Source organism: Halomonas sp. A40-4 (genome assembly GCF_015767635.1).
GTDB classification, from domain to species: domain Bacteria; phylum Pseudomonadota; class Gammaproteobacteria; order Pseudomonadales; family Halomonadaceae; genus Vreelandella; species Vreelandella janggokensis.
Window position 1 is genome coordinate 3,954,314 of sequence record NZ_CP065230.1, and the last position, 18,696, is coordinate 3,973,009.

The following is an 18,696-nucleotide window of genomic DNA, read 5'->3' on the forward strand; positions in this document are numbered from 1 at the left end:
TATTGTTTAGGTGCTAGTCCATACCGAGGAGGTATCACCATTGGTCATTAACCCCAAGCACTAGCGTCTTTTCTTCCCAGGACTGTCGCCGCTTTCCTACTGAGAGACGTTCAAGCACCCTTCATCCTTCGTGGAAATATAAATATATCCATACTTATCAAATACTTAATATAAAAATAACCATATAAACAATGGACTGGACCTGTATCGTCAGTCAGCTAAAGTGTTTGCGACAAAAGAATAAGGTACGTAGGGCTATCCGCTTTCATATATGCCAAACTAGAATTGAGATATGTACTGCCATGCCGCCACAACATCGTGGTAAGGATCATGGTTCCAGAGCCAACCGAAACGGGTTTCCAGGTTTTTGATCAGCTTGGTTTCATCGTCACCGATGCCAACATCGGCATATTCGTAGACATCCCCGGCCTCATGTGACGTTCTCTGGACTTTGCAGGTGCGTGCGTGGCGTACTTGTTCAAAAGCGGCGAATACACCGCCTACCGTTTGACGATCACAATGCTCATCCGTCAGTAGGCTGGCCAGCACGTAGGCATCTTCAAGCGCCTGACCGGCACCGGCACCTTGGTGAGGTAGTAGTGCATGGGCGGCGTCGCCAACGATCAGTACGCGGTCGCGCTGGTAGCGGGCAAGCTCAGGTAACTCGTGTAGCGCCCAGCGCGTCGGCTCAGGAATGCATTCAAGAATGGCTTGGCAAGCCGGACTCCAACCTGCAAATACTTTTAGCATTTCCTCCTGGCTGACGGCTTGAACCCACTTTTCACCTTCGGGCAGTTTAGGGTTCGGTAACGAACGATCTGTGATGAAGCCCACGACGTTAACAAGTTGGGACTGCTTAACCGGGAAGGTCAAAATATGGCGATCTTTGCCAAGATACATCTGAGGCACCAATGCCAGGCGCTTCTCGCTGCCTTTAGCCTTTAGAGCAGCCTCTAGATCCCTGGTGGGGATCATGCCGCGATAAGCGTAAGTGCCACTCCAGAAAGGAGTAATTTCGCCGTACTGCTCCGGAGGTAGCACATGGGGGCGCACCGCCGACTTAATGCCGTCAAAACCGATGATCACATCACCCTTAAAGTGGCTACCATCGTCGAAGCTGGCGGTGGCGCTATCGGCATCTTGCTGAACGCCTATACAGAGCTTGCCGAAGTGGGCGATGCCCTCAGGCAGATTGGCAACAATCGCATCAAGAAAATCAGCACGATGTACCGAGGATTGGCCAACGCCTGGCGCCAGGCTGGCAGTTAAGTAGGTATCATCACTGCCTCGGCGCCACTCGAACCAGACATCCTCAAAGGGAGCGGGCGAGGAGTCGGCAATACGTTGATAGGGGGCCTCCAAGCCCAGCCGTTGGATGGCCTTTACAGCGTTAGGGCCAAAGGAAACGCCTGCACCAATTTCAGAGAACTGGGGCGCAGCTTCGAAAAGCTGAACATCAAGCTGGCTATCACGGGATAATGCAACGGCTAAGGCGACCCCTCCGATGCCGCCACCGATGATGCCGATCGAAAGACGTTTTGGCTGTGTATTTGCTACTTTGCTGTTAGCTACCATGGTTTAACTCTGCTCAGGGGATTACCGTTATATGTGGAGCGATATGCTCTCCCCTAACGCTATTCGGAAGCGCCAACTGCCACCACACAGCTTCCTTCATTCAGACTATAAACGGCGCTAATAACAAGATGAATCAACCAGTTAAAAACCTCTCTGACGGCTGCATTCGACTATTGTGGAATACGTTGCGAGGCGCAAGGTGATGGAGAAACTTGCCAACATTGACCTGAATCTGCTGGTTGTTTTTGACTTGTTGTACCAAGAACAAAATACCCAACGGGTGGCGCTGCGCTTGGGTATCACCCAGCCGGCGGTGAGCCATGCACTGAAGCGTTTACGCCACTTGCTGGAGGACGAACTTTTCGAGCGCACGTCGCAAGGTCTGCAACCTACGCCCCGTGCCAGTCGACTTCACCCCGGCATTGCAGATGCGTTGTCGCGAATGAACGACACCCTGAACCTATGCGACGATTTCAACCCTGCGCAGAGTGATCGCACTTTCCATATCAACATGACCGATATCGGTGAAATAGTATTTCTTCCACGCTTGCTGCAACATCTTTCGCGCCATGCGCCGGGGGTTTCACTCAACACCGTGCGCAGTCACCATAATGACCTGAAAAACGAGATGGAGGAGGGAGAGATAGATTTGGCAGTTGGCCTGATCCCGCAACTAGGGGCAGGTTTCTACCAGCAGCGATTGTTTGTGCAACGCTACGTTTGCCTAATGCGCGAGCATCACCCCCTCGCTGCGGAGGAGTTTAGCCTTGAGGCGTTTCGCAAAGCGCATCACGCTGTGGTGGTTGCCCGGGGCACCGGGCATGGCATTATCGAAGAGCAGCTTGCGCATGCTGGGGTTGTGCGCCCAGTTCGGTTAACACTGCCGCATTTCGCAGCGGTTCCCTATATCGTCAGCAGCAGCGATCTAGTGGTGACGGTCACCGATAAATTAGCCGAGGCAACGCGAACACGTTTCGGGTTAGCCATTCGTGAGCATCCCCTAACGTTCCCAGAAATCCCGATTAATCTTTTCTGGCACCGTCGCTTTCATCAAGACCCAGGCAACCGCTGGTTGCGTGGGCTGATGTTTTCTCTGTTCTCTGAATAGGGGTCATTAACGCCTAGGAGTTCGGCTTCGCCCACGCGGAGCGGGTGCTATGGGCTGCCGTTTTATTGGTAATTTTCCAGATGCCGTCGACCTTCACCAGGGCAATCACATCGACCCAGGAATCCGCTAGATTGTCGCTATTATCAAAGCCTAGCAATACGCTGGCGACCTCTCCCGCCTGGGTGACAGCAATAAAGCGGCTCTTCACTTTACGGTGGCTCGCCGCCCAGCGCTCGAAACGGTCTCTGATCAAGTCAGTCGCCAACTTGCCATCAGCATCCACAGCAAAAATCCACGCATCCTTATGAAAAGCCTCCTCTAGCTTTTCTCGACCGCCTTGAAAGCCATCGACATATAGCTGCACAACGCGTTTGATCTCATCGATCTCAGGTGCATCACCTACGACAGTAACATTTGTCATCTCTTTACTCCTGCGGTTTTATTGCGGGTTTTGTCGTGTTTATAAACTCAGCAACTCACGGGCCTGCTGCCAGGTTGCCACTGGGCGCTCATACCTTTCGCATAAGGCGACGGTGCGCTCGACCAAAGACGCGTTGGAAGGTGACAATGTATTGCTATCCAGGCGTACGTTGTCTTCAAGGCCGATACGAGTATGGCCACCTGCAGCTATTGACCACTCATTGAGCAGGTAATGGTTAACGCCAATACCTGCGCCACACCACTGCTCATCCGGCGCTAGCCGCTTGAGCGTCTCGATATAGAAATCAAACGTTGGATTGTCCGCTGGCATCGAATTCTTAACGCCCATGACAAACTACACATAGAGCGGTGCTTTCAGCTTTCCCTGCTTGGAGAGTGCAACCGCCTGATGGATATGCGACAGATCAAACGCTTCGATTTCAGGCTTTACGTCGTACTTGAGCATCTCATCGGCAAGCTACTCCACCAGCTGGGGCGGATTCTCGTAAACACGAGTGGGGAAATTGTTGGAGCCCACCGAGAGGCTTGCCATGTCGGGCTTTAGCGGCAGCATCCCACCGCGAGCCTCACCAGCGCCAGATCGCCCGCCGGTAGAACGCTGAATAATCATGCTGGGGCAGTGCTTCTTGAGCCCTTTCACCAATCGACAAAACTTTACTGGGTAAGATGAGGGCGTTTGGTCATTGTTGCGTACATGGCAGTGGGCAATAGTAGCCCGCGCCTCAAACGCAGTCTGAGTGCTTTCAATCTGCTCTTAAGCCGTGACGGGCACAGCAGGTGCGAGGCAGGCTACCGGTCATGGCGATACAAATAATACAGGGCTAAGACATGATGGTTACTGACCCCCTCGACATTCATAGCTAGAGGCAACCCGTAAGTCTCCTCCAATATAGTGCGGGTAATGGGGGTATCGGCACATCAACTGTGATGCAAACGGCGTATGAGGCGCCGAGGTTTTATTCCGCGTTAAGAGTAGGGCATCATCCGGGGTTTCGCCTTCCACAACCCATTGATCCAGTATGGTCAACATGTCATGGTTCGTTGGAATGACTCGCCCATCGGTCATGCTCTGACCAGTACCGCCATGAGTCGTCGCCGTCGCCAAATATAGGCGGGCTGAATTATTGACGTTTTCAATTCCAAGCTCCTCCACGACAGCGTTGAAATATTCGATACCGGCCAGAGGGCTCTGAGCGTAGTCGCCAGTGTCTTCACGTATAATCAACTTTCCACCGTGCTCGAAAAAAGCGGATAGATCTGGGTCTGTCGAATCCATTAGCGCCGAGACTTCCCGCACACGGGCCGCATAATCGTTAACATTGTAGTTGCGTAGATCAAAGTTCGGATCCTGTGTGATCACGTAACGGATAAAATTATCACCATACAAAAACTGTCGCGCCGTGCTACGCGGATCAGGGTCAACCGGTAAGGAGGGTGGCTTGGGGCCGGTCACCCAGCTGGCAAAGCCGCCGGGGACATCTTCAACACCATAGAGCCAGCCCGGGTAGGAGGTCAGTTCGTTGGCAAGTGGGAAAGGAAAGTTGTAACGCTCTCCAGCCGTTTCAATTAGGTCAACCTGCGCTGAGGTGAGGCAGTCGTGAGGCATTGCTGTGGCGGTATCGTTGCTGCATCGCAGTGAATGCGGATTGAACTGCGCCTGACACGCATGAAAATTGTGGATAACTCCATCAGCCAGACCGTCAAGCTGATCGCAGGCACTCACTACACTCTGCCCTAGCATCTCGATCTCGTCCGCGTTCATCCAGCCCCCATTGAGTAGGTTAACGGCATTACGCTGAAAACCGTGAAACAATCCCGTCCAACGAATCACTGGCACCACGCTCACGATACCGTCATAGTCAGTCGGGAAGCGTTGCGCCATAGTCAACCCTTCTCGCCCGCCTTCGGAGCCGCCAACGTAATAGCTATAAAGTGGTTCCCGCTTATAAAATTGCTTAATCAACTCAAAGGCGACATCTTTTGCTTTTTTGTAGGAAGCGTAAGCGAAATTCTCGAATGCTTCATCATTAAGAGCAAACTCCGCGACCTCAGTCGCTGCTGAGGCATCCTCGATACGATGCCCCGAGTCTGTACCAAACGTGACATAGCCTTGGGTGATGGGCAATGGTGCACCCTCTGGGGCATTGCGCAACGGTTCAAGTGCCGTTACGAGCGAGCCATTGAATCCGCCTCCACCGTACTGCACGGTCTTGCCATTCCACACCAGAGGTAAATTAAGCTGGAAGGTAATCGACGGAGCCACTGGGTCGACGGGTGCAATACTACCGATTATCTTGCAAAACTCGGGAAGCGACTGTGGCTGATTAGCAGTCTCGATCAAGGAAGCATTAGTGATAGTGGCCGCGCCACTAGGCAGGCCGATCGCACTTTCAGGAATCTTTGTTCTCGCCAAACTTGCGCAGGATTGACGTAACTCTGCTTGCGTTGGGAAAGAAGAGACAGGTGTCTTTTCTGCGCTGCTACAAGCACTAAGAAGTCCAGCGTTTCCCAGCATCACTAATGCGTAAGCCACATAGCGCAGCCGGTTTAGATAGTTTTTATCAGGCATAAAGATACTCTCTCTTTTATGTTGTTATTAGGCTCAATGAGCAACAGAGAATGAACATATTTGCAGCGCTTTAAAAAGAAACACCAAAACTATTGGCACAACCGTATAAACCTTCTACAACAATCACTTTCAGGCCAATTATATTCAGCCAGATGCCAGCACGAATCATTCTTTACGGCAAAGATCCAGCGTATCAGGCAGTAGAAAGAAAAGGCCCAAGCCAATGTCGCTTCCCATAAAAAGTTAGATCGGCTTGAAAGCGGAGGCTTCCACATAGAGAGTCTGTTCGTCTCCCCCTAGAACTTGCGACGTGCTCATTGCCCGCATTGATATAACAATTCCAGTGAGTATTACCTTTGCGTGGCTGTGCTACCAATACCTATCAGGTAGATTTGCATACCTAATTGAGCAAGTCGACATAATCGCAACCAATTACCAATTACCAAAAATCAATGGCTTATGAAAAAACCTAGCTATTTTGAACATTCCTTATTCGTCACCCCCAAGAGGATGCAGGGCATACCCGTACTTAATTACGACGTATCGTTTACGACTAATGGATGAGCTAAGGCTGACGCAGTTATAAGCTAAATGTGCGACGCACCTAAATAATGTTGGCATCGCCATCATGAGCAACAAATGAGCGCGCCTTTTTCTTGACACAGCGCTCGACCGCTCAATGATTATGCAGATTGCCGAGCGTGTACCATCGCCAGTAATACCAAACATTGACAGGTGGATTGTGGTGGCAAGTGTCACCAAAGACCCACTATTCGAGCGGCTCGTAAGGCAGACCCACATAATTTTCCGCAATCGTGGTCAATCCGGCTTGAGAACTGGTCACGTAGTCCAGCTCGGCCAGCTGCATGCGGCTGTTGAAATCGTCTTCATCCGAAAAATTGTGCAGCATGGAGGTCATCCACCAGGAGAAGCGCTCTGCCTTCCAGATACGCTTCAGGCAGGTTTGCGAATAGCGCTCGATCAAATCCGTGCGGCCTTCCTGGTAGACCTTCACCATTAGCCGATAGAGCGTGTTCACATCGCTGGCGGCCAGATTCAGCCCTTTCGCGCCGGTGGGCGGCACAATATGCGCCGCATCACCGACCAGAAACAGCCGCCCGTGCTGCATGGGTTCGACCACGTAGCTTCGTAGCGGCGCGATGCTCTTCTCAATCGAAGGCCCGGTGACCAGCTTGGCGGCCACCTCGTCAGGCAGCCGGCGCTTGAGCTCTTCCCAAAAACGTTCGTCAGACCAATCTTCTACCTTTTCATCCAGCGGCACCTGAAGGTAGTAACGGCTGCGGGTAGCGGAGCGCATGCTGCAGAGGCTGAAGCCACGCTCATGGCGTGAGTAAATCAGCTCATCCGACACTGGCGGCGTATCCGACAGCATACCCAGCCAGCCAAACGGGTAGACTTTTTCAAACGCTTTGATGCGCTCTTGAGGAATCGCTTGACGGGAAACGCCGTGGTAGCCATCGCACCCGGCGATATAGTCACACTCCAGCTTGATCGTCTCGCCGTTGTGCTCAAGGGTGAGATAGGGATGGTCGCTCTCCAGGTCGTGCGGCTGAACGTTGTCCGCCTCATAGAGTGTGGTTGCGCCAGCGGCTTCGCGAGCCTCCATTAAATCCCGCGTTACCTCCGTTTGGCCGTAAACCATGACGTTGCTGCCACCGGTCAGCTCATCCAGTGCGACCCGCACGCGGCGGTTGTCGAAAACAAGTTCAAAACCGTCGTGGGGTAAACCCTCTTGATCCATGCGCTGGTCAACACCCGCCTCGCGCAGCAAGTCCACCATGCCCTGCTCAAGCACGCCGGCACGGATACGGCTCAATACATACTCACCGCTGCGCCGCTCAACAATCACATTATCAATGCCTTGGCGATGGAGTAGCTGCCCCAGCAGCAGACCAGAGGGGCCCGCGCCAATGATCGCGACCTGTGTCTTCATAGTGAATACCTCGTCATTGTCGTTATCTAAACTGATGACTTGTATTTTTCAATGAAACACGCCGCATAATAAGGCATGATCGAGATCAATTATTGGACATTTAGCGCCTTGTTACTCAACCTTGGTCGTACAGGAGATGCAGATGATGCCTGCCTCGTCGGCAACGTCCGTTCCGGTATTCAAGCTCTATGGCGAGACACAGCATTGGCCCACGCCCGACTTGCTCCACTGCGAATCCATCGCCGAACGCAGCCAGCTCCATGACTGGCATATCCGCCCGCATCGCCATGCCGACCTGGTGCATATTCTGTTTATTGCGCAAGGTAGCGTTGAGTTAGCGCTGGAGGGAACGAACCACCAGCTGCAGAGCGCCAGCGCCATCGTGGTGCCCGCCATGGCTATTCACGGCTTTATCTTTTCACCGGATGTGCAGGGGCACATCATTACCTTGGCTAAGCCATTGGCTGACCACTTACATGCGTTAATGGGTGAGAACAGCACGCTAAAAAAAGCCGACTTCTACCCTCTGAGCCAGACCAACCGGGCTGAGCGAATTGCCACCCTGGTCACTCAGATCGACCAGGAGTACCGCCAGCCGGCCCCCGGACGGCACAGCCTGCTCGAGGCACTTATTCAAGCCTTGGTGGTCGAGCTATCGCGCCTTGGGGCGTATACCGGCAGCGCGGCAAAACGCTATGGCCCCCGCAAGCGTGACAAAGGGCGGCAGCATTTAGAGCAGTATCAGGTGCTGATCGAAGCACACTATCGCGAGCAGCCTAGCATTGAGCAGTTAGCCGAGCAGATCGGGGTGAGTAGTGCGCACCTGAACCTGCTCTGCCGCCAGCTCGCCGGACGCAGCGCCCTGCAGTTGCTGCATGAGCGTCTGCTGCTGGAGGCCAAGCGACAGCTCACCTATACCAATATGACCATTGGCCAGGTCTCTGACAGCTTAGGTTTCTCTGAGCCGGCTTACTTCACGCGCTTTTTTAAGCGTAATACCAAGTTCTCGCCTCGCGAATTTCGGTCGCGTCAAAATAATAGTATAGCCTCTAGTAAAGAAGTCCCCGATCAGGCGAACTGAACGAGAGCGAGTAGACGGCGCCTTGTTCAAGCGGCCGAGCATCAATTACAGTTGCGTGCAGACCCATAACCCAATGTCTTCATTCCGGCCTTGCTACTCTGGGGCTCGATTCACTGGCCAATCTGGATGACCGGCTTGACGGTGGTACCTTTCTTCGAGTCCTCGAATGCCTGGTGGATCTGTTCAGGTGCGTAGAACCTGACCAGCCGATCAAAGGGGAAGCGCCCCTCCTTGAAGTAGGCGATTAGTTGCGGGATGAAAACGCGCGGTACCGAGTCACCCTCTATCACCCCGATCATCGACTTGCCCTCGGCCATCAGATCATGATGCACGTCCAGAGTGACCTCGGGAGTGACACCAACTATGGCCGAGACGCCAAGCGGGCACAGTGCCTGCAGAGACTGGCGCACCACCATGGGCACCCCGGTGGTCTCCACGGCAAACTGGCTGCCGCTACCGGTGATCTCCCGCACGCGCTCGACAGTGTCTTCCTGCTGTCCGTTGATTGCATGAGTCGCCCCCAGCTCAAGGGCCAACTCAAGACGGTTGTCGTGGACGTCCACCGCAATTATCTGACGGCAACCAACAATCCTGGCTGCCATGATAGCGGAGAGCCCAACGGCCCCACAGCCATAGACCACTAAGCTTGACCCGAACTCAGGCTTGAGCCGGTTGAGCACCGTGCCAGCGCCTGTCTGGATGCCGCAACCCAGCGGACCGAGCAGCGCCAGGTTCACCTCCGGGTCGGCCAGCACCACATTGCGAGCGCTAACCACGGCGTGGGTGGCAAAGGACGACTGACCAAAAAAGGTGGCCAGCGCCTCATCCCCCCGCGCCAGACGATGACTACCGTCATCCATGGCACCACCAAAGTTAAGCTCGTTAAAGGCATCGCAGACTGTGGGATGACCCGTTAGGCAGTGACCGCATCCGCCACAGTGGGCAAACGACAACACCACGTGATCGCCCACCTCAAGCCCATTCACTCCCTCGCCAAGGGCTTCCACCACTCCGGCGCCCTCGTGGCCCAGCACGATGGGAAAGGGAGCTAGGCCTAGGTCACGGGCCACCGCATCCGTATGGCAGACACCGGTGGCCACGATGCGCACCCGTACCTCGCCCATAGAGGGCTCTGCCAGCTCGACCGTCTGCCACTCGAAGTCATGCCCCTGCTCAGAAATCACTGCCGCTTGAATTTGCATGGTTAGCTTCCTTATCAAGAAGGTTTAGAAGCCGGGCTATCCATCGGTAGCCGAGAAGGACGCAGGCTCATCATAAGTGGAGCCACCAACCAACAATTATTGCGTCGACATCCAATGTTCCTCATAGCAAAAAGAAGGTCGAGAGTACCGGGAACAGAATCAAAAGCGTCAGGCGCAGCAGGTCAGACACCACAAAGGGTGCCACCCCTTTAAATATCTCCCCCAGCCCCACGTGCGGCGCCATTGCCTTGATCACGAACACGTTCATCCCCACGGGCGGGGTCATTAGTCCCAGCTCCACCGTCAGAACGGTGATGATGCCAAACCATACCGGGTCGATACCCATGGCCTGGATGATGGGGTATACCACCGGTACGGTGATCACCAGCATGGCGATGGAGTCCATGAACATGCCCAGCACAAAGTAGAGCGCCAGAATGCATAGCACGACCACCAGCGGCGTAAGATCCATGCCGTAGAGCACTTCGGTAATCGAGAACGAGATGCGCGATACCGAAATGAAATAGCCAAGCGTTTCGGCCCCTACCAGCATGAAGAAGACCACGGCAGAAAGCGCCAATGTTTCCTGAAGACTGCGCCACAAGCCACTCAGGCGCATGCCTTTGGCCAGGGCATATAACAAGGTCGCGAAAGCGCCGACGCTGGCCCCTTCGGTGGGCGTAAAGGCGCCGAAATAGATACCCAGGATCATGATCAGGAAAACGCCAAAGAACGGCAGCAACCCCGTCAGTGAAGCGAGCTTGGTTTTCCAGGCGGTCGGCTCACCGGCCACGGCAAGTGAGGGACGCAGCCGCATCAGTACCGTAATGGTCAACGCATACATGACCAGCCCCAGCAGGCCGGGAATCAGCCCGGCCATGAACATATCGCCAACGGACTGCTCGGTCAGTATGGCGTAGATAAGCAGCGCGATACTCGGCGGAATCATGATGCCCAGCGTGCCGCCTGCGGCCAGGGCACCTGTCGCCAAGCCGCGGTTGTAGCCATAACGCTCCATTTCCGGCAGCGCCACCCGGGTCATGGTGCTCGCCGTGGCTAGCGAAGAGCCGGAAATCGCCGAGAAGATACCGCAGGAGCCCACCGCCGCGATGGCCAGGCCACCTTTCCAGCCGCCGCAGATGGTTCGCGTCGAATCAAAAAGCTTACCGGCCATCCCCGAATGCGCGGCCAGCACCCCCATCAAGACAAACATGGGCACAGCACTGAAGCTGTAGTTCGAGAGCACTTCCACAGGCACTGTCTTCAGCTGGGCGATAGCCGCATCCCAACTGATGATCTGGGCAAACCCCACCACGCCGACGATCAGCATCGTCAAGGCAACGGGCACACGCAGAATCATCAGTACCAATAACAGCCCCAGCCCCATGGCGCCGATTACTTCACTCCCCATGGGCCACCTCCTCTTCAACGCCAAACAGCATGCCCAACAGCGCATGAATGGCACTGCGTATGCCCAGCAATATGCTCAAGAAGGCCGCCAGATAGTAAACCGGCCCCATCGGGATACGCAGGTCTTGCGTTACCTCCCCATGGCGGGCCGCCGAGGCGGCGGAATCCAGCAGGCCGAAGAAGAGCACCACACCAAGGGCTGCAAAGCCCAATAGGTAGACACCATGCAGCCTCGTTTTCAGCGGTGCCGGGAGGCCATGGGAGAAAGCCTCCACCACCACCTGGCTTTTCTCGACATTGGCCGCCATGGCAGCCAATAAAGAAAACAGCATCAGGTAGCTAACCAGCTCAACGCTGCCGCTCACACGAAACGCGATGGCCCCTTCGGTAAGCTTTGATAAATAACGCGTGGAAACATCCGCGATGGTCACTGCCAACAGGCTGATAAGCGCAACACCTGCGACCAGACGGCAAAACAGGGCCAGCCAATGGCTGGCCCTTGACAGGATTGACTGCATGACGGACTACCCCTGTTGGGTGGCACAGGACTCGCTGGCGTCAAGCGCGGCGTCGTAAACCTCTCGGCCTGGCAGGCCCCGCTCTTCAAGCTCAGTGAGATAGCTTTCGATACCGTCCTTGAGCGGCTTTTGCCAATCGGGATGATCCAGCGGATCGTCGATTTCGCGGATGGTGTGACCCGCGTCGGCCGCTTCCTGCTTGCCTTCAACGTCCAGGCGGTCAAATACCTCGCCCGCGTTCTCTGCCCACTTCATGCCCGCGTTATTGTTGATGACGGCTTGTTGCTCAGGCGTCAGGCTGTCGTAAGCGCGTTGATTCATGGTGGCGACGAAAATCAACGTGTAGAACGGCACCTCGGTGTGGTAGTTGACCAGCTCATTGATGCGGAAGCCTTTAAGGCCTTCCCAGGGGAAGCTCAGCCCATCGATAACGCCACGCTGCATGGACGTGTAGATATCCGGTGCCGGCATGCCGACCGGTACGGCCCCCATATTGTCCAGCATCTGGCCCGCCACAGCCGTTGGTCGACGGATGCGCAGGCCTTCAAGGTCTTCTGGGCGCTGCACATCCGTATCGATGGTATGGATACCGCCTGGCCCGGTGGTGAACATGAACAGCGGGCGCGTGTCCTCATACTCACTATCCAGGTGGCCGTCGTCGTAAAGCGTTTGCAGCACGCAGGCTCCCTGGGTCGCGGTCGTCGCGACGCCTGGCAGTTCGACGATCTGCGACAGCGGGAAGCGTCCAGCGGTGTACCCCTGCGCGGTTGCGCCGATGTCCGCGATGCCGTTGGCGACAGCCTCATAAATGGCGTCTGGCTTGGCCAGGGTGCCGGAAGGAAACATTTCAACGGTTAGATCGCCGCCAGACGCTTCTTCGATGGTCTCGGCCCAGGCTTCAAAAATAGCTTCATTGATACCCGAGGCTCCAGGCCAGAAATGCGCCATACGCAGGGTCGTTTCTGCTTGCGCCGAGGCGGCTGTCACACCGGCGACGGCAGCTGCAAGCAAGCAGCGGGTGAGCATCGTTTTCATAGGGGCTCCAGGCATTTATTATTGGATTCATATTAGTTCGCATAGCGAATATTAGTTCGCCATATAACACTACGTTAGTCCACTATGGAGCGCGGGGCTAATCGACATTGGTCTATAGTCCGTCGGGCGCCTTAACAACGCCTGCGCACCGGATCGGCCCAGGCTCCTCCCATAGCAAAAAACCGCCTTCGCAGGAGCGAAGGCGGTTGACGATGCCAGATGACAATAAAGGCTACTGTGTCTGCTCGGTATACGTCTCTACCAGTCGCGTCGCCTCATCATAAAGCCGTTGGCCATCGAAGCCACGGCTCTCCATGTCGTCAATCCACTGGGCTGTGGCCGTTTCAGCAGCCGCCTGCCAGGGTTGCAACGAATCCTCGGTGATGTAGACCATGTTCCCCTCACCGCTTGCTTCAATGGCATCAATCGCCTTCTCTTCTGCTTGATCCATGACCTGACCGATGCGCTGTGCTTCCGCAAGCCCGGCATTATCGTCAATCACCTGCTGCTGCGCCGGCGAAAGCGCGTCATAGCTAGCCTGGTTCATGGCCAGCACCATCATGGCCGTATATAGCCCATGGCCACCCTCGAAAAAGGTGTGGTTCTGGGCAACGTCCAGCACGCCCAGCGCCGCCGCACTTTCAAACGGCAGCGCCAGGCCGTCGATCACCCCCCGGGAGATGGCTTCCGGAATTTGCGGCATTGGCATGCCCACCGCTTGCGCGCCAAGCAGCCCCAGATAGCGATTCATGGTCTTCGAAGGCGCACGAAGGGCCAGACCATCGAGATCATCAACACTTTCGATAGATACGTCCCTGGTATGCAGCTTGCCCGGCGTATGGGCAAAGACGGCGATCGGGTAGACACCCTCGAAGTCATCCTGCATATGCGTTGTCGCAAACTCATGGGCCGCCATGCTGGTGGCTTCCCCGGTGGTGGGCAGGAAGGGCTGGTCGAATGCCTCCGACTCGGGAAAGCGATTCGGCGTATAGCTCAACAAGGTCCAGGCAATGTCGACGACCCCGTCCTTGGCCTGATCGTAAAGGGAGGGGGCCGACCCGCCCAGCTGCATGGCAGGGAATATTTCGACGTTGATGGCCCCGTCGGACTGCGCTTCGATTCGCTGTGCCCAGGGTTCCAGATACTCGGTCTGCACGGGGGTGGAAGGGGCGGCAAAGTGGTGCAGGCGCAGGGTCACGGTGTCTTGGGCGTGGCCACCCGCGCTGATGAGCATGCCGCTGATCAACGCGAGGCTGGCGAGTGTGGGTTTTATTGTCATTGTAATGGACTCCTTATTGACGTCGCTTGCTTGCAGGACATGGTGTCCTGCACTTAGCTAAATAGGGTAATGACGCGGACCAAGCTGCATGGTCATCCAGCGCAAGTCGGTGAATTCCTCGATCCCGGCCTTGCCGCCGAAGCGTCCATAGCCGCTCGATTTGACGCCGCCAAAGGGCATCTGCGGCTCATCGTGCACGGTGGGTGCATTGATATGGCAAATACCCGATTCAATTCGTTGGGCAAACTGCATCGCCCGGGCGGTGTCGCGGCTGAAAACGGCGGCGGAAAGGCCGTATTCGCTATCGTTCGCCACGCGCAGAGCGTCTTCCTCATCCTTGACGCGCATCAGCGCCACTACCGGGCCAAACGACTCTTCGCCATACAGACGCATCGCCTGGGTGACCCCATCGACCACGGTCGGCTGCATGATGACGCCTTCGGCCTTGCCGCCGCAGGCGAGGCGCGCGCCGTGCTGCCGGGCGTCGTCGATCAGGGCATTAAGTTTCTCGCCCGATTCGCGATTGATCAGCGTCCCCAGCGCATTGCCTTCTTCTTTCGGGTCACCCGCGAGCAGTGTTTCTGCCTTGCGAGCCAGTTTTTCGACGAAGGCATCGGCGACCGCATCCACCACGATCAGCCGCTCGGTGGACATGCAGATCTGCCCCTGATTGAAGAAGGCGCCAAAGGCAGCGGCCTCCACGGCGGCATCCAGGTCGGCATCTTCCAGTACCACGAACGGCGCCTTGCCGCCCAGTTCCAGCAGGACCGGCTTGAGATGGCGCGCCGCCTTTTCGGCAATGATCCGCCCCACCTCGGTCGAGCCGGTGAAATTGATACGCCGCACGGCTTGATGCTCGATCAGCGCATCGACGACCTCGGCGGCCTGCGGGGGCGCATTGGTCACCACATTAACGATGCCATCGCCCAGGCCCGCCTCGACCAGCACTTCCCCGATCAGATGGTGGGTCGCAGGGCACTGTTCGGAGGCCTTGAGGACGACCGTATTGCCGCACGCCAGCGGTGTGGCGATGGCACGGGTACCCAGAATGATGGGCGCGTTCCAGGGCGCAATGCCCACCACCACGCCGCAGGGCACGCGCACGCCCATCGCCAGGTTGTCGGGCACGTTGGACGGGATGACCTCGCCATTCACTTGCGTGGTCAGCGACGCGGCCTCGCGCAGGATGCTGGCGGCCACCATGACGTTAAAGCCTGCCCAGCCTGGCGTGGCGCCGGTTTCCTCCACCATCCGTTCGATGAAATCGGCTTGGCGTGCCTCCATGGCGTCGGCCGCCTTGAGCAGCTTGGCGCGCCTTTCGCCGGGCCCCGTTCTTGACCAGGCAGGGAAGGCGTTCGCGGCGGCGTCTGCGGCCCGCGCCGCATCGGCGGCAGAGGCCGCCGCCGCCTGGGTGACGACATCACCGGTCAGCGGATTGGCCCGCGTAAAGTTCGCGCTTTGTTCAGCGGCACACCGCTCACCGCCAATTAACAGTTCAAGATCCATGGCAACCTCTCGTTTACTTCATTGTCGGTTGTTGTCGGGGTTAACGGTGATAACTCTCAAGTCCCGGCTTGATGCTCTTTTCGTCGAGGAACTGCTTCAGCCCTTGCTCACGCCCCTGTTCCGGATCGAGCTGCTGCGCCTGGTCAAGCTTGGCGTAGAGGTACTCTTCATTCTGCTCCCAGGTCAGTTCGCGGCACATCTTGAAGCCGATCTTGGCCGCACGCATCACCACCGGATTCTTGTCACGCAGCGTGGTCGCCAGCTCCCGGGTGGCGTCACGCAGTTCGGCCAGCGGCACACTTTTATTCACCAGCCCCATCTTGGCCGCCTCGGGCCCGGTAAACGTTTCCCCGGTCATGATGTAGTAGAGCGCTTCACGGTGACCCACGGTATCGGCCATGGCCTTGCTGACCAGATTGCCCGGAGGAATGCCCCAATTGATTTCCGAGAGGCCGAACACCGACTCATCGGCGGCAATCGCCAGGTCGCAGGCCACCAGCGGCGAGAAGGCCCCGCCAAAGCACCAGCCATTGACCATGGCGATGGTGGGCTTGGCGTAGTGGCGCAGCAGCTTCCACTGCCAGGTAGAGGCGTCGCGGCGCACCTTGACCTGCACGATCTCGGGGCTGGCGTCGATCTCGCGAAAGTACTCCTTGAGATCCATACCGGCGGAAAAGGATTCGCCCTCGCCACTCAGTACCAGTACGTGGGCCTCTTGATCCAGCTCGATGGTCTCCAGCACATCGATCATTTCACGGTTGAGCGTCGGGCTCATGGCGTTGCGCTTTTCAGGGCGATTCAACGTCACCCAGGCAATCCCCTCTTCGACGTTAACCTTCACGGTTTGCCAGCGATCTTGGTAGTTACTCATCTCTTGCTCCTCGGATTTATCGAACGACTTACAACGTTACTTATCAAAAACGATCGTTTAACAATTTGTTCAGCGCTGAACTTCTCGATTAGCTATCTCCTCGCCATCAAGTGGGCGTTAATCTTGGCTGGATCGCGACGTGGTTCATGTCTTACCTCTGGCTCAGTTGATCAAGTAGACGAAGCCAAGCGTGATGGCGGGGAAGAGCACCAGCAGAATGATGCGGATCAGGTCAGCGACCAGGAAAGGCAGGATGCCTTTAAAGGTTTCCGTCAAGGGAATGCGCGGCGCCATGGAGTGGATGATGAAGATGTTCAGCCCCACCGGCGGCGTGATCATGCCAACCTCGACGACCACCAGCGCCAGGATACCGAACCAGATCGCCACATCCGTGGCGGGCAAGCCGAAGTCCATACCCATGATGATGGGCAGAAAGATGGGCACGGTGAGCAATATCATCGACAGGCTGTCCATGAAGCAGCCGAGCACCAGATAACATAACAAGATGCCGGCCAGCACCACCCAGGGACTGATCTCGAGGCCTACGATCCAGCCAGCCGTGATTTGCGGCAGTTGAGTCAGGGCAAGGAAGCTGTTGAAAACGCTGGCACCGAGCACGATGAAGAAGATCATTGCCGAGGTAACGGCAGTGTCGAGCACGCAGTCGCGCAGCCCGCTCCAGCGCAGCCCGCCGCGGGTCATCGCCAGAATCCCCGTGGCAACCGCGCCTACGGCTGCCGCTTCGGTGGGGGTAAAGACACCGGTATAGATGCCCCCGATGACCACGATAAAAATGGCGGCACCAGGCCATACTTCCAGCAGCGAGCGCCAACGCTCTCCCCGGGATGCTTTCGCCTTATTCGGCGCACTACTCGGGAAGAGCCGCACGTATAGCGAGATGGCCAGCATATAGCTGAATACCGCCAGCAGCCCCGGCACCAAGGCGGCAGCAAACATTTCGTTAATATTCTGTTCAGCCAGAATCGCATAGATGACCAGCACCACAGAGGGGGGAATCAGGATCCCGAGCGTGCCACCCGCCGCTAGCGCACCGGTCGCCAGGCTACCGCGATATCCCTGGCGCTCCATTTCAGGCAGTGCCACCTGTGTCATGGTCGCCGCTGTGGCCAGCGAAGAGCCGCAAATGGCGCCAAAAGCGCCGCAGGCGCCAATCGTGGACATCGCCAGCCCACCGCGACGGTGCCCCAGCCAATCGTTGGCGGCCTGAAACATGGCCCGGGAAAGCCCGGCTCTCGCCGCAAACTGCCCCATGAGCAGGAAAAGCGGAATGATGGATAGCGTATGACTGGAAAAGTGTTCGTAAGGGAGCGTCTTCAAGCCATTCAAGATGCCCATCGGCCCGGTGATGAGCATCATGCCTAGCGCACCAACGACCAGCATGGCCAAGCCAATCGGAATACGTGAAGCCATCATGAACAGCAGGACAATAAAACCACCTGCGCCCAGGGTAAGCGGTGTCATCACAGGTCTCCTTGGTCGGCACTGTCTTGCATCGGGGCCTGTAACCTGGGCTCGTACGCTAACGCATCGGTGGCGCGACACAGGCAAACCGCCGTCAACAATGCCAGGCCCACGATGCCACCGATGTACCCCCACCAGAGCGGTATATCCAGCAGCATGCTGGTTTCCAGGTAGCGACGCTTATCCAGCAAGCCGTGATAGAGGCGCCAGGTCATCACGCCCGAGACCACCAGAAAGAGGGTCTCGGCGACAACGGCGAGCCCGCGCTGAATAATGGTCGGCGCATGCATCACCACCAGATCCACCGTGACGTGACCGCCGCGCAGATGGCAGTAGGGCAGGAACAGGAACACCGCGATGGCCGTCCCCATCTCCACCAACTCGTAATTCCCCGTTATAGGGCCCATCCAGTCCAGTAAAGACAGATCGCTAAGGACAGGCGCGCTTGCCAGCCACCGACCCAGGATGCTGACGACGGTGATGAGCGCGAGCGCCGCCACCAGCAGGCCACCGCTTATCGCGGCAACCCGACAGAGCGTCTCGAGGCTGCGGCGCATCAGTCCAGTGCCGGTTTTCGGTACCGTCGCTAAGCTGCTCATTGTCTTGTCTCTTTGTTATATGAATTCGCCGTCTGGCGTGGCGCATGGCATCGTTTCTTGTTTGGT

General features: G+C 56.6%; 15 protein-coding genes and 1 pseudogene. 2 read left to right on the forward strand and 14 right to left on the reverse strand.

Features of this window, described 5'->3' with window-relative positions; genetic code table 11:
• Nucleotides 1–279: 279 nt before the first annotated feature.
• Nucleotides 280–1,575 (reverse strand): salicylate 1-monooxygenase, encoded by a 1,296-nt coding sequence (gene salA / locus IT895_RS18295; RefSeq protein ID WP_199284282.1) that lies wholly within the window; start codon nt 1,573–1,575, stop codon nt 280–282.
• A gap of 202 nt (nt 1,576–1,777) precedes the next feature.
• Between salA and IT895_RS18300 the strand changes: the two genes are divergently transcribed.
• Nucleotides 1,778–2,683 (forward strand): LysR family transcriptional regulator, encoded by a 906-nt coding sequence (locus IT895_RS18300; protein ID WP_199284283.1) that lies wholly within the window; start codon nt 1,778–1,780, stop codon nt 2,681–2,683.
• Between the two features lie 13 nt (nt 2,684–2,696).
• Here the strand turns inward: IT895_RS18300 and IT895_RS18305 are convergent, their stop codons facing one another.
• The 4 genes and pseudogenes from IT895_RS18305 to pobA form a co-directional block, all read right to left on the reverse strand.
• Nucleotides 2,697–3,104, reverse strand: a complete 408-nt coding sequence (locus IT895_RS18305) for a nuclear transport factor 2 family protein (protein WP_199284284.1) — start codon at nt 3,102–3,104, stop codon at nt 2,697–2,699.
• Between the two features lie 39 nt (nt 3,105–3,143).
• Nucleotides 3,144–3,872 (reverse strand): annotated as a pseudogene (locus IT895_RS18310) (3-keto-5-aminohexanoate cleavage protein).
• Nucleotides 3,873–3,959: 87 nt separating this feature from the next.
• Nucleotides 3,960–5,693, reverse strand: coding sequence for a tannase/feruloyl esterase family alpha/beta hydrolase (locus IT895_RS18315; RefSeq protein ID WP_199284285.1), 1,734 nt, complete (start codon nt 5,691–5,693; stop codon nt 3,960–3,962).
• A gap of 769 nt (nt 5,694–6,462) precedes the next feature.
• Nucleotides 6,463–7,647: a 4-hydroxybenzoate 3-monooxygenase gene (gene pobA / locus IT895_RS18320; protein ID WP_199284286.1), complete on the reverse strand. Its 1,185-nt coding sequence runs from the start codon at nt 7,645–7,647 to the stop codon at nt 6,463–6,465.
• Nucleotides 7,648–7,789: 142 nt separating this feature from the next.
• On the opposite strand from pobA, the gene IT895_RS18325 reads away from it, so the two are divergent.
• A complete protein-coding gene (locus IT895_RS18325) occupies nt 7,790–8,728 on the forward strand; it encodes a helix-turn-helix domain-containing protein (RefSeq protein ID WP_325073171.1) in 939 nt (312 codons plus the stop codon).
• Between the two features lie 110 nt (nt 8,729–8,838).
• On the opposite strand, the gene IT895_RS18330 is transcribed toward IT895_RS18325, so the two are convergent.
• From IT895_RS18330 to IT895_RS18370, 9 genes are all read right to left on the reverse strand, one after another.
• Nucleotides 8,839–9,930, reverse strand: coding sequence for an NAD(P)-dependent alcohol dehydrogenase (locus IT895_RS18330; protein ID WP_199284287.1), 1,092 nt, complete (start codon nt 9,928–9,930; stop codon nt 8,839–8,841).
• A 121-nt stretch (nt 9,931–10,051) separates the two neighbouring features.
• Nucleotides 10,052–11,341 carry a TRAP transporter large permease gene (locus IT895_RS18335; RefSeq protein WP_199284288.1) on the reverse strand — a complete coding sequence of 430 codons (1,290 nt, stop codon included), beginning with the start codon at nt 11,339–11,341 and terminating at the stop codon, nt 10,052–10,054.
• Nucleotides 11,331–11,858: a TRAP transporter small permease gene (locus tag IT895_RS18340; protein WP_199284289.1), complete on the reverse strand. Its 528-nt coding sequence runs from the start codon at nt 11,856–11,858 to the stop codon at nt 11,331–11,333. The genes IT895_RS18335 and IT895_RS18340 overlap by 11 nt, the downstream gene beginning before the upstream one ends.
• Before the next feature lie 6 nt (nt 11,859–11,864).
• Nucleotides 11,865–12,893, reverse strand: a complete 1,029-nt coding sequence (locus IT895_RS18345; protein WP_199284290.1) for a TRAP transporter substrate-binding protein — start codon at nt 12,891–12,893, stop codon at nt 11,865–11,867.
• 232 nt (nt 12,894–13,125) lie between these two features.
• Nucleotides 13,126–14,172, reverse strand: coding sequence for a TRAP transporter substrate-binding protein (locus tag IT895_RS18350; RefSeq protein WP_199284291.1), 1,047 nt, complete (start codon nt 14,170–14,172; stop codon nt 13,126–13,128).
• Nucleotides 14,173–14,229: 57 nt separating this feature from the next.
• On the reverse strand, nt 14,230–15,678 hold the full coding sequence (locus tag IT895_RS18355; RefSeq protein WP_199284292.1) for an aldehyde dehydrogenase: 1,449 nt from the start codon (nt 15,676–15,678) through the stop codon (nt 14,230–14,232).
• 40 nt (nt 15,679–15,718) lie between these two features.
• A complete protein-coding gene (locus IT895_RS18360; RefSeq protein ID WP_199284293.1) occupies nt 15,719–16,549 on the reverse strand; it encodes a p-hydroxycinnamoyl CoA hydratase/lyase in 831 nt (276 codons plus the stop codon).
• A 162-nt stretch (nt 16,550–16,711) separates the two neighbouring features.
• Complete coding sequence (locus IT895_RS18365) at nt 16,712–18,031, reverse strand: TRAP transporter large permease (protein ID WP_199284294.1); 1,320 nt, start codon at nt 18,029–18,031, stop codon at nt 16,712–16,714.
• A complete protein-coding gene (locus IT895_RS18370) occupies nt 18,031–18,630 on the reverse strand; it encodes a TRAP transporter small permease (RefSeq protein ID WP_199284295.1) in 600 nt (199 codons plus the stop codon). The genes IT895_RS18365 and IT895_RS18370 overlap by 1 nt, the downstream gene beginning before the upstream one ends.
• Nucleotides 18,631–18,696: the final 66 nt, after the last annotated feature.